The sequence below is a fragment of the Micromonospora sp. USAFONa4 genome, assembly GCF_057197825.1.
On sequence record NZ_CM170072.1, the window covers coordinates 6373965 to 6386233 of the forward strand.

At 73.8% G+C, this 12269-nt stretch carries 9 protein-coding genes; 5 read left to right on the forward strand and 4 right to left on the reverse strand.

Annotation, left to right across the window (positions count from 1 at the left end):
* The first annotated feature begins 12 nt into the window (after positions 1 to 12).
* Positions 13 to 1155: a fatty acid desaturase family protein gene (locus tag AC0OO9_RS27375; RefSeq protein ID WP_484513401.1), complete on the forward strand. Its 1143-nt coding sequence runs from the start codon at positions 13 to 15 to the stop codon at positions 1153 to 1155.
* 257 nt (positions 1156 to 1412) lie between these two features.
* Positions 1413 to 2585 (forward strand): alanine--tRNA ligase-related protein, encoded by a 1173-nt coding sequence (locus AC0OO9_RS27380; RefSeq protein WP_484513403.1) that lies wholly within the window; start codon positions 1413 to 1415, stop codon positions 2583 to 2585.
* Between the two features lie 193 nt (positions 2586 to 2778).
* Here AC0OO9_RS27380 and AC0OO9_RS27385 read toward each other — a convergent pair whose 3' ends face one another.
* Positions 2779 to 4359, reverse strand: coding sequence for a pectate lyase family protein (locus AC0OO9_RS27385; RefSeq protein WP_484513405.1), 1581 nt, complete (start codon positions 4357 to 4359; stop codon positions 2779 to 2781).
* Between the two features lie 643 nt (positions 4360 to 5002).
* Here AC0OO9_RS27385 and AC0OO9_RS27390 point away from each other — a divergent pair.
* Positions 5003 to 6820 (forward strand): acyl-CoA dehydrogenase, encoded by a 1818-nt coding sequence (locus AC0OO9_RS27390; protein WP_484513407.1) that lies wholly within the window; start codon positions 5003 to 5005, stop codon positions 6818 to 6820.
* 130 nt (positions 6821 to 6950) lie between these two features.
* Positions 6951 to 7316, forward strand: a complete 366-nt coding sequence (locus tag AC0OO9_RS27395; protein ID WP_484513409.1) for a hypothetical protein — start codon at positions 6951 to 6953, stop codon at positions 7314 to 7316.
* 55 nt (positions 7317 to 7371) lie between these two features.
* Here the strand turns inward: AC0OO9_RS27395 and AC0OO9_RS27400 are convergent, their stop codons facing one another.
* On the reverse strand, positions 7372 to 9066 hold the full coding sequence (locus tag AC0OO9_RS27400) for a long-chain-fatty-acid--CoA ligase (protein WP_484513411.1): 1695 nt from the start codon (positions 9064 to 9066) through the stop codon (positions 7372 to 7374).
* A 109-nt stretch (positions 9067 to 9175) separates the two neighbouring features.
* Here AC0OO9_RS27400 and AC0OO9_RS27405 point away from each other — a divergent pair, with 109 nt between their 5' ends.
* Positions 9176 to 10804, forward strand: coding sequence for a glycosyltransferase 87 family protein (locus tag AC0OO9_RS27405; RefSeq protein ID WP_484513413.1), 1629 nt, complete (start codon positions 9176 to 9178; stop codon positions 10802 to 10804).
* Here the strand turns inward: AC0OO9_RS27405 and AC0OO9_RS27410 are convergent.
* Together AC0OO9_RS27410 and AC0OO9_RS27415 are read right to left on the reverse strand one after the other, a co-directional pair.
* Positions 10761 to 10937, reverse strand: coding sequence for a hypothetical protein (locus AC0OO9_RS27410; protein ID WP_421449165.1), 177 nt, complete (start codon positions 10935 to 10937; stop codon positions 10761 to 10763). The genes AC0OO9_RS27405 and AC0OO9_RS27410 overlap by 44 nt on opposite strands.
* A 546-nt stretch (positions 10938 to 11483) precedes the next feature.
* Positions 11484 to 12197 (reverse strand): polyamine aminopropyltransferase, encoded by a 714-nt coding sequence (locus tag AC0OO9_RS27415; RefSeq protein WP_484513415.1) that lies wholly within the window; start codon positions 12195 to 12197, stop codon positions 11484 to 11486.
* Positions 12198 to 12269: the final 72 nt, after the last annotated feature.

Genomic DNA, 12269 nt, shown 5'->3' on the forward strand with positions numbered 1-12269 from the left:
GGAGTACCTGACGTGACCGTGATCCAGAACAAGCCCGTCAACCCGATCGCCCACCTCACCGCCGAGGACATCGAGACCATCGGCAGGGAACTCGACGCGATCCGCGCCCGGGTGGTCGCCGACCGGGGCGAGCGGGACGCCGCGTACATCCGCCGGGTCATCTCGACGCAGCGCAAGCTGGAACTGGGCAGCCGGGTCGTGCTGCTGTTCTCCCTCTTCCCGCCCGCCTGGATCGTGGGCACCGCCGGCCTGACCGTCGCCAAGATCCTGGAGAACATGGAGGTCGGCCACAACGTCCTGCACGGCCAGTGGGACTGGATGCGCGACCCGAAGATCCACTCCACGACCTGGGAGTGGGACCACGTCTCGCCCGCCGACCAGTGGAAGCACTCGCACAACGAGCTGCACCACACCTACACGAACGTCCTCGGCAAGGACAACGACCTCGGCTACGGCATCATGCGCGTCGACGAGGACCAGCGGTGGCACCCGTTCCACCTGGGCCAGCCGCTGTGGAACTTCATCAACGCCTGCTTCTTCGAGTACGGCATCGCCGCGTACGACCTGGAGCTGGGGCGCAACCTGCGCAAGGGCCGGCACAAGAAGCCGGAGTTCCGGGCCCGGGCCCGGGCGGTGGGCCGCAAGATCCGCCGGCAGGTGCTCAAGGACTACGTGGTGCACCCGCTGCTGTCGGGGCCCTCGTTCCTGCACACGCTGGCCGCCACCTTCACCGCCAACCTCCTGCGCAACCTGTGGAGCCACTCGGTGATCATGTGCGGGCACTTCCCGGAGGGCGTGGAGACCTTCTCCCGGCGCTCGATCGAGGGCGAGACCCGCGGCGAGTGGTACCTGCGGCAGATGCTCGGCTCGGCCAACATCAGCGGCAGCCGGCTGATGCACATCATGACCGGCAACCTGTCGTTCCAGATCGAGCACCACCTCTTCCCGGACCTGCCCAGCAACCGCTACCAGGAGATCGCCCCCGAGGTGCGGGCCCTGTTCGACCGCTACGGGCTGAAGTACACCACCGGCTCGCTGCCCCGGCAGGTCTTCTCCGCGTGGCGGAAGGTCGTCCGGCTGTCGCTGCCGAACCGGAAGGCGCCCCGCCGGGTCGACGACCGCCCCGCGCCGGCGCTCGCCACGTCCGGCGTCTGACCCACCCCCGACGCCGCCGCCCGCCGCGAAACGCGCTGGGCGGCGGCGCGGCGTCCCCGTACAGTCGGAGGCATGGAGATCAGGCACCTCTTCGCCGCCGCGGCCGCGCGAGCTTCGCGCTCGTCGGTCGCCGCCGCCTGACCTCACCATCACCCGCCGGCGACCGGAAACGGTCCGCCGGCTTCCTCGTTGCTGTCGACCCGCCGGTCCCCGGCGGCGGACCCTTTCCGGTCGTCCCACCCGGAAAGGCCACCGCCATGACGTACGACCCGATCAGCCGCACCTTCCTCGACTTCTTCCGCGAGCGCGGTCACGAACTCGTGTCCGACGGCTCCCTGATCCCGCCGCCGGGCGACCCGGTGCTCTTCACCACCTCCGGGATGCACCCCCTGACCCCCTACCTGGAGGGTCGGCCCCACCCCCTGGGGCGGCGGCTGGTGAACGTGCAGCGCTGCCTGCGCACCACCGACCTGGACGAGGTGGGCGACTCCACCCACCTGACCCTGTTCCGGATGCTTGGCTCCTGGTCGCTCGGCGACTACGACCTGCCCCGCAGCGTGCGGTGGGGCTACGAGCTGCTGCGCGACGGCTTCGGCGTGCCGCACGACCGGATGCACGCGACGGTCTTCGGCGGCGACGACCGGGTCGGCCCCGACGAGCCCTCGCTGCGCACGTGGGGCGAGCTGGGCGTGCCCGTGGAGCTCACGGGGGAGGAGAACTGGTGGTCCAACGGCCCGACCGGGCCGTGCGGACCCGACACCGAGATCTTCCTCTGGACCGGCGAGGGCCCGCCCCACGGCACCCCCGGCACCGACGAGCGGTGGATGGAGACGTGGAACCACGTGGGGATGCGCTACCACCGGCACCCCGACGGCCGGCTGACGCCGCTGCGCCAGCCCAACGTGGACACCGGGATGGGCCTCGAACGGCTGGAGATGGTGCTGCGCGGGCACCGCTCGGTCCACGAGGGCGAGGGCCTCGTGCCGTGGGTGCGCGACGTGTCCGACGTGTGGGGCCTGCGCGACGCGCCGCTGCGCCTCGTCGGCGACCACCTGCGCACGGGCGTGGCGGTGGTCGGCGACGGCGTACGGCCCTCGAACACCGGCCGCGGCTACGTGCTGCGCCGGCTGTTGCGCCGGACGCTCACCACGCTGTGGCGCGACGACGCGTCCAGGACCCTGTCCGACCTGCCGACCGGGCCGGTACGGCACACCCTCGACGGGTTCCGGCAGCCCGTCGGCGTGGACGAGGTGCGGGACGTGTTCTCCGGCGAGGAACGGCGGTTCCGGGAGCTGCTGCGGCGCGGACGGCCGCTGGTCTCCCGGCGCCGGTCCCGGGGACCGCTGACCGAGGCGGACTACCGCGATCTGCACGACACCCACGGGCTGCCGCGCGACCTCGTCGACGGCCTGCTCGCCGAGGTGGCCTGACCTCGGGCGCCCGCCCGGGGGACCGGTGGCGGCGGTGCGCGCCGCGCCGACGCCGGGCTGGTCGCCGCTGCCGCCCGGGACCGGGGCCGCCGTTGCCATCCGGGGACCGGGCCGCCGTTGCCACCCGGAGACCGCGTCGCCGCTGCCGTCCGGGACCGGGGCGCCGGTCCCGGACGGCAGCGGGAGCGGGAAACTAGCTGGCGTAGGTCTCGAACTCGGCGACCTTCGGCGCGCCGCTCGAGCCGGTGATCCTGAACGTGATCTTGGTGAGCGACGTCGAGGCGAAGGAGATGCTCCCCGCCCCGCTGCCGGAAGCCAGGACGGCGCCGGTGCCGTGGTTGACGAGCTGCCAGGACCCGATGCTGCCCTGGGTGCCCGACGGCTCACGGATGACGACCCTGGCCACCCTGGTCGCGGAGCCCCACTTGATCGAGATGTCGCCGGTCGCGCCCGACGGCGACCAGTGGGTGCTCAGGCTGCCGTCGCGCACGTTGCCGTAGCTCGTGCCGTCGGCCTTGCTGGAGCCGTCGGAGCCGGCGCCGATGCTGAGGTTGCTCCCGCTGGGCGGGTTCGTCGGCCCGGGGGTGGGGCTGCTGGTCGGCCCGGGCGTCGGGCTGCTGGTCGGCCCCGGCGTGGGGGTGGTCGGCGTCGGCGCCGGCGTCTGCGGCGAGCAGCTGCCGTTCGACTCGCGCAGGCCGGTGTTGGCGCCCGCCGTCTGGCGGACGACGTCCGGCACGCAGGCGGCCCCGTCCAGGCTGTACGAGTACGGGATGCTGACGCTGGTGTTGGACACCGGGTTCGGGCCGGCCGGGTTGTTGTCGCCGCTGCGGCTGGACCAGGTCACGTTGTCGAAGACGTTGCCGGCGACCTGCCAGTAGCCGGCCTCGCTGGTGTAGAAGGTGCCCAGGACGTCCTTGGAGTTCCGGAAGTAGTTGTTCTCCACCTTGGCCCTGGCCCCGGCCCGCGAGTTGATGCCGGACTCGTGGAGGCTCACGTAGTGGTTGTTGTAGATGTGCGCGATGCCGCCGCGCAGCAGGGGCGTACGGGAGTCGATGTTCTCGTACAGGTTGTGGTGGAACGTGACGAACCCGTTCGAGCGGTCGCTCTCGCTGGACCCGATGAGGCCGCCACGGCCGGAGTTGCGCAGGATGCTGTACGACAGCGTCACGTACTGGACGTTGTCCTTCATGTCGAAGAGGCCGTCGTACCCCTCCGATTCCCCGCCCGAGGCCTCCAGCGTGGCGTGGTCGACCCAGACGTTGCGGACGGTGCTCTCCATGCCGATGGCGTCACCGCCGTTGGACGTGGGCGAGCCCGATTTCTTGACGTTCCGGACCGTCACGTTCCGGATGATGATGTTGCTGGAGTCGCGGATGTGGATGCCCAGCTGGTCGAAGACGGCTCCGGTGCCGACCCCGATGATCGTGACGTTGCTGATCTGCTTGAGCTCGATCACGCCGGCGGCGGTGTTGCAGCTGTCGCCCGACACCTTGGCGGTGTTGCCGTGGTTGATGGTCCCCTGCACCTCGATGATGATCGGGGTGCTGCTGCTGGCCCGGGTGCACAGGGCCGTGTGGATCCCGGTGCCCGTGCTGACCCGTACCGTCTGCCCGCCCGCGCCGCCGGTCGTGCCGCCGTTCTGGGTCGCGTAGCCGGTGGCGGCGCCGGCGGCTGCCGATGCCTGCTGCATCGGCAGGGCCGCCACGCCGAGCGCGGCCCCGACGGCTGTCGTGGCCAGTGCCACCTGGAGTCGCAGTGCGACTGGTCGTCTCATCCTTGCCTCACCTTCGTATGAAATTTCGGGTGTCGCTGTCACGTGCCGTGGTCGGGCCGTCGAGGCTGCCGACGTGTCGCCGGCCGCCGGACGGGGTCGCTCGTCGACCCGGCTGTGGGGGTGTTCTTCTCGATGTGGAACGGGTCGGCGGTTCCGCCCGGCCCCGACCGTCGAGGTCGTCGGCGTCGGCCGCGAGGCCGCCAAGATCCGCTCTGGTGGTGCCGTCACCCGTGCCCGGAAAGCGCTTTCCAGCGAGGATAGGGACCCGTCTATCGATATGGCAAGAACCTGTCCGGATTGCGGTGTGATGCCCGACTCCGCCCACCCCCGACAGTGGCCGTCCGCGCCGCCGCCTGTAGCGGGGGCACGGACGTGGCCGCCAGCGCGGAGGCCGCAGGTGCCGGTGGCGGGGGCACGGACGCGGGCCGCCAGCGCGGGAGCCGCGGGCGCCGGTGGCGCGCTCCGCCCCGGCCGGAGGAGCCGGCCGGAGGTCCGGCGGCGTTGCCGCGCCACGGCCCCGGGTCACCCGACGACGCGGCGTCGGGTGGTGCGGTGGCCGGCCGGATCAGACAGGATGACCTGCGCGAGGGCGTCGCCGGGCCGCGCCGCGGCCGACGGCCCGCCCGTCGACGGAAGGAGACCCGTGTCGTCCACCCTGCTCTCCCGTCGCGACCTGCGCTTCCTGCTGCACGACTGGCTGGAGGTGACCCGGCTGATCGAGCGGCACCGCTACGCCGAGCACTCCCGGGAAACCTTCGACGCCGTGCTGGAGCTCGCCGAGCGGGTCGCGGTCGAGCGGTTCGCCCCGCACAACCGGGCCGCCGACCTCGCCGAGCCCACCTTCGACGGCCGCCGGGTGCACACCATCGCGCAGGTCAAGCAGGCCCTCGACGTCTTCGCCGGGACCGGGCTGCTGGGCGCCGGCATGGACGCGTCCGTCGGCGGCATGCAGCTGCCGCACGTCGTACGGGCCGCCTGCTTCGCCTGGCTCCAGGCCGCCAACGCCGGCACCTCGGCGTACCCGCTGCTGACCCTCGGCAACGCCAACCTGCTGCTGGCGCACGGCAGCCCCGAGCAGATCGACACCTGGGTCCGCCCGATGGTGCAGGGGCGCTTCTTCGGCACGATGTGCCTGTCCGAGCCGCAGGCCGGCAGCTCGCTGGCCGACATCACCACCCGCGCCGAGCCGCAGGACGACGGGACGTACCGGCTGCACGGCACCAAGATGTGGATCTCCGGCGGCGACCACGAGCTGTCGGAGAACATCGTCCACCTGGTGCTCGCCCGGATCCCCGGCGGCCCGCCCGGGGTCAAGGGGATCTCGCTGTTCATCGTCCCGAAGGTGCTGCTGGGAGACGACGGCGCGCTCGGCGCCCGCAACGACGTCGTGCTGGTCGGCCTCAACCACAAGATGGGCTACCGGGGCACCACCAACACGCTGCTCAACTTCGGCGAGGGCGTGCACCGGCCCGGCGGGCGCCCCGGCGCGGTCGGCTACCTGGTCGGCGAGCCGCACCAGGGCCTGGCGCAGATGTTCCACATGATGAACGAGGCGCGCGTCGGGGTGGGCGCCGGCGCCACCGCACTCGGCTACACCGGCTACCTCAAGTCCCTCGCGTACGCCCGCCAGCGCCCGCAGGGCCGACCGCTGGCCGACAAGGACCCGACCACGCCGCAGGTGCCCATCGTCGCCCACCCGGACGTACGCCGGATGCTGCTGGCGCAGAAGAGCTACGTGGAGGGCGCCCTGGCGCTCGTCCTCTACTGCGGTCGGCTGCTCGACGAGGAGAAGACCGCGCCGGACGCGGCGGACCGGGAGCGGGCGCGGCTGCTGCTGGACGTGCTCACCCCGATCGCGAAGAGCTGGCCGTCGCAGTGGTGCCTGGCCGCCAACGACCTGGCCATCCAGGTGCACGGCGGCTCCGGCTACACCCGCGACTACGACGTCGAGCAGCACTGGCGCGACAACCGGCTCAACCCGATCCACGAGGGCACCCACGGCATCCAGGCGCTGGACCTGCTGGGGCGCAAGGTCACCATGCGCGACGGGGCCGGGCTGGCGCTGCTGGTGGAGGCGGTCCGGGCCACGACCACCCGCGCGTGGCAGGCCGGGGGCGAGGCCGCCGAGCTGGCCGCCCCGCTCGGCGCCGCCCTCGACCGGGTCGCCCTGGTCACCCGGCGACTGTGGAGCACCGGCGACCCGGAGGTGGCGCTGGCCAACGCCAGCGTCTACCTGGAGGCGGTCGGCCACGTGGTGATCGCGTGGATGTGGCTGGAGCAGCTTCTCGTCGTCGAGGCGGCCGGCGACCCCGGCGACGGCCCGGACGCCGACCTGCACGCCGGCAAGCGACAGGCCGCCCGGTACTTCTTCCGGTACGAGCTGCCCCGCACCGGGCCGCAGTTCGACCTGCTGGACAGCCTCGACCGGACCACGCTGGAGATGCGCGACGACTGGTTCTGACCCGCCCTCGCTGCCCCGGCCGGTTCCGCTGCCCTCGCCGGTTCCGCTGCCCTCGCCGGCCCCGCCGCCCCCGAGGGGAGCGCTGTCCCGCCGGGATCGTTGGTGCGCGGCCCGCCTATCCTTGCCAGCCATGAACCCCGGTGACGTGACCGTTCCGCCGCCTGCAGACGGAGCCGAGGAGCGGCTGGAGACCCTGCGGCGCTGGTGGCGGCTGCCGGCTTCCGCGCGCCGCGAGGTCCGGCTGCTCAGCCGCTCCGGACGGCACCACCCGGACCGGGAGACCGCCTGGGTGGCCTGGCGGTGGGCGCAGGTCGTGCTGCCGCCGGGAGCCCCGGAGCCGGGCCGCGCCCGTAACATGCTCAGCGCGGCCGGCTTCTGGGCGCTGATCCTGCTGGATCTGGTCACCGGCGTCGATCCGACGGACCCGCCCGAGCCGCGGTGGCTCGACCGCCGCCGGGCCCGGCGCGTCCTGCGGGCCGGCCCGCCCGTCGCCTGACCGATCGGCCCGCGGCACCGCCGCACCCGCCGTCGCGGTGCCGGGCCCGGCGGTCTCAGCCGTCGGCGAGCAGCCGGTCGCGGACCTCGCGGCGCAGGACCTTGCCGATCTGGGAGCGGGGCAGGTCCTCGACGACGACCACGCGGCGGGGCACCTTGTACCCGGCCAGGTGCCGCCGGCACGCCGCCCGCAGGCTCGCCTCGTCAGGTGGCTCGGCGCCCTCGTCCAGGACGACCGCCCCCACCACCTCCTCGCCGCCGTGCTCGCCGGGCAGGCCGACCACCGCGGCGTCGCGGACGCCGGGAACGCGGCGCAGCGCGTCCTCCACCTCCGACGGGTAGACGTTGAACCCGCCGGTGATGATCAGCTCCTTGATCCGGTCGACCACGCTGACGAAACCGTCGGCGTCGGCCACCACGACGTCCCCGGTGCGCAGCCAGCCGTCGGGCAGCAGCGCCGCCGCCGTCTCCGCCGGGCGGTTCCAGTAGCCGGCGAACACCTGTGGCCCCCGGATCAGCAGCTCGCCCGCCTCACCCGGGGCGCGGTCGCGCGACGGGTCCTCGGGGTCGACGATGCGGATGTCGGTGGACGGGAACGGCACGCCGACCGTGCCCGGCCGGCGGGCGGGGGAGACCGGGTTGCCGAGCGCGACGGGGGAGGTCTCGGTCATGCCGTAGCCCTCGACGAGCAGCCCGCCGGTGACCGACTCCCACAGCTCGACCGTCGCCGGGGGCAGCGCCATGGCGCCGGAGATGGCGTACCGGGCCGAGGAGAGGTCGATCCCGCGTTCCCGGGCGGTCGTGGCGAGCTTCTCGTAGATCGGCGGGACGGCGGGCAGGAAGGTGGGCGGCCGCCGACGCACCGCCGCCAGCGTCTGGTCCAGGTCGAAGCGGGGGAACAGCACCAGCGTGGCGCCGATGCCCACCGAGAAGGTGAGGCAGAGCGTCAGCCCGTACGCGTGGAACAGCGGCAGCACCGCGTACACCGTCTCCTCGCCGTCGCGCAGACCCGGCACCCAGGCGCGGCCCTGCGCCGCGTTGGTGCGCAGGTTGCGGTGGCTCAGGATGGCGCCCTTCGGCGTGCCGGTGGTGCCGCCCGTGTACTGCAACAGCGCCGTGTCGTCCGGGCCGGGGGCGGGATGCGCGGCGTCGAGGGGAGTGGCCTCGGCCACCAGCCGCTCCCAGGACAGCGCTCCGGGCGCGGGCCCGGTCATCGCCGCACGGGTGGCCCGCGCCCGGGCCAACGGCAGCCGCAGCGCCCAGCGCTTGCGCCGGGGCAGGGCCCGGGTGAGGTCCACCGCGACCACGGTCTCGACGGCCGTCGCGCCCGCGCTGTCGCGGACGAGGGGGGCCACCTTGTCCCAGACCACCGCGACCCGGGCGCCGTGGTCGGCGAGCTGCCGGGTGAGCTCCTGCGCGGTGTAGAGCGGATTGTGCTCCACCACCACCGCGCCGAGCCGCAGCACGGCGTAGAAGGCGACCACGTGCTGCGGGCAGTTCGGCAGCACCAGCGCCACCCGGTCGCCCCGGCCGACGCCGAGCCGGCGCAGCGCCTCGGCCCCCCGGCCCACCTGGTCGTCCAGGTCGGCGTACGTGGTGGTGGCGCCGAAGAAGTCCAGGGCGATCCGGGGACCGAAGCGGCGGGCGGCGTCGCGCAGGAGGTCGACCAGCGACTCGTCGGACGGCGCGACGGTCGCCGGCACGCCCGGGGCGTAGCTGCGCAGCCAGGGCCGCTCGGCACTCAGGTCCATGTCTCTCCTCCGCCCGTGCCGGACCATCTCCTACTTAACGGTAACCTACGGTTGCGTAGGTAGTGGCGGGGTCCCCCCGTCCGACCGGCCCCAGCCGTAGACTCCGACGGTGCGGGATCGACGGGTCGTGGGGCTCTGGTCCGTGTTCGCCCTGCTCGCCGCCGGGTCGTCGGCGCTCGTCACGCTCCGCCCCGACCGCCTCTCCGACCTGCACATCTATCGTGACGCACTGCTGCACCTGCAGGCCGGCCGGCCGCTGTACGAGTTCGCCGCCGAGAACGGCGGCCCCTTCACCTACCCGCCGTTCGCCGCGCTCGTGCTCTGGCCGGTCTCGGCCGTCGCCGAGGGGGTCGTGCAGGGGGTCTGGCTGGCGCTGATCTGCCTCGCGGTGGTCGCCATCGCGGTGCCGGTCGGCCGCGTACTGGCCGGCGGGCCTCGGCGGCACCTGGTCGTGCCGGCCGTCGCCTGCGCCCTGATGCTCTCCGCGCCGGTGCAGAGCAATCTGCGCTTCGGCCAGGTCAGCGTCTTCATCGTGCTGCTCGCGCTGCTCGACGGCATGGGCGTCCCCCCGGCCCGGCTGCGGGGTGTCCTCGTCGGGGTGGCCGCCGCGATCAAACTGACCCCGCTGCTGTTCGTGGTCTACTTCCTCGTCACGGGCCGCTACCGGGACGCCGGGCGGGCCGTCGTCACGTTCCTGGCCTGCGCCGCGCTGGGCGCGGTGGTTCTCCCGGCGGAGAGCTGGACGTACTGGACCGAGGCGGTGCGCAACACGTCCCGGATCGGCAACCTGGCCTCGCTGGGCAACCAGTCGGTGCACGGCATGCTGCTGCGCCTCGGCCTCGACCAGGCGTCGCTGCCGCTGCTCTGGGCGGCCCTGGTGGCCGTCGTCTGCGCGGTGGCCCTGCTGCGGGCCCGGCACCTGGCCGCGCACGGGCGCCCCGGCCACGCCGCCGTGCTCGTCGGCTGCGCGACCGTCGCCGCGTCCCCCGTGTCCTGGACGCACCACCAGATCTGGCCGGTGCTGGCGGCGATGCTGCTGATCGGGGCCGACGGGGTCGCCCGGCGGGTCGCCGGCGGCGCCCTGCTGGTGACCATGGTGGTCTCGCTGGGGGTGGCGCTCAGGCCGGTCTCGACCACGTCCGGGGTGCAGTTCCTCCTCGAGAACGCCCGGGCCCTCGGCGTCGGTGTGCTCTGCCTCGCCGGGTTCGGCGGGGTGGCGCTGGCAGCGGCCGGCGCGGGCAGACGGACCCCGGCGACCCGCGGCTGGCTGCGGGTGGGCACGACCGCCGCGCTGGCCGTGGCGTTCTTCGCCGTGCAGCCGCTGCCCGCCGGCGCCGATCCGACCTTCAAGGCGTACGCGCTCTCCGACGTCGCCAACCCGCGCTACTTCTTCGTCTGCCGGGGCCCGGCGGAGTGCGCCGCCTACGGCACGGACGCGCCGGTCACCTTCGGCACTCGCAGGGAGAAGACCAAGGTCCGCGTCAACGGGGTGGTGTCGCCCGCCGTCGCCCGGCTGGAATACCACTCCGCCCCCGGTGGCGCGCCCCGGGTCGTTCCACTGCTCGCGCCCTACCCGGGCCCCCGGACGTTCTCGTTCCGCTCGGCGACGATGACCCACGGCCGGCTGGTCGCCTACGCGGCCGACGGGCGCCCGATCGCGACCTACGACGAGGAGTTGGCCGCCGCGCTCGCCGTCAGCGGCGCCCGGCGGAATGGCGCACCGCCCGCCGGCCCTTGACCACCCCCATGACGACGACCGCGACCAGCGCCACCACGCCGATGATCACCAGCCAGCGGACCGCCTCCAGCAGCAGCCCGAGCAGGATGAGCGCGCCGGCGACGACCCCGACCGCCCAGAGCATGGCTCGCATGTCCACCTCCCGTGACTCCGGCCGCGCGGCGCGGCCTGGCCGTCTGCCTTCCCGGCCCGCACCCGGCCATGCCGCCACGACCGGCGAAGTCCTCGCGCGGTCCGCCGGTGGCGCACACTTTTGCTGACATCACCGTCGTGGTCCTGGCCGCCGCGTCGGCCAGCACCGCGTCCAGCGCCGCCCGGAAGCCGGCGGTACGGGAGTACGCCGCGCACGCCCGCAGGGCCGCGACGGTCCGCCGACCATCCGGCAACCTGACTCGTCGGCGCTGGCTGCCCCGCCGCCGGCTGCCCCGCCGCCGGCCGACAGGATGGATCTTGGACAGTTGTCGTCCTCAGGAAACGACAACTGTCCAAGATCGCGAGTGGACGCGGCGGTGCGGGCGGCAAGCGTCCGTCCCGGACAGGCGCGGCGTCCGCTGGTCAGTTCGGCGGGGTGCTCGGCGGGCCCTCGCCGGGTGCAGCAGCGAGGCGTCCCGTTTCCGCGGGTCGCGTCCAGGCGGCGCAGCGTGCCGGTCGGCGCCCAGCGGGGTGCCCGGTGACCGGGTCAGCGCTGGGCGACGTAGACGGTGTTGGCCGACTGTCCGCCGGTCAGCGGGTTGGCGAACGGGACGACGTGCGCCCGCGCGGTACGGAACACCTCGGCGAGGACGGCCTCGAAGTCGGCATCGGGCGGATCGTCCGACCAGAGGGCGAACACCCCGTCCGGGTGCAGGTGGGCGGCGAGCCGGCGCAGGCCGTCGGGGGTGTAGAAGGGGGCGTGGCCGGGGTGCAGCACGTTGCGCGGCGAGTGGTCCACGTCGAGCAGCACGGCGTGGAACCGCCGCCCCGGCTCCCGCAGGTCGAAGCCGGTGCCGTCGGCCACCGCGGCGAAGAAATCGGCCCGCACGAACCGGGTACGCGGGTCGGCGGCCAGCCCGGCCGCGAAGGGCAGCAGCCCCCGGCGGTGCCAGTCGATGACGTCCTCGATCGCCTCCACCACCAGCAGCGAGCCGACCCGGTCGTCGGAGAGCGCGGTGCGGGCGGTGTAGCCGAGGCCGAGGCCGCCGACGACCACGTCGAGCCCCTGCCCCGACAGGGGAGCCAGGCCCAGCCGGGCCAGCTCGATCTCCGCGACGGGGAAGAGGCTGGACATCAGGTACTCGTCGTCGAGCTTGACCTCGTACACCTCGACGTCGAGCGACGGGTCGCGGCGCCGGCGCAGGCTGATGAGGCCGATCGGGGTCTCCCGCCAGGCCAGTTCCTCGAATCGCACGCCCACGGGCCCGGATGCTACCCGCCACCGTCCCGGGCTCCGGCGGCCGGCACGCGCATTCCTCCCGCCCGGCCGGGT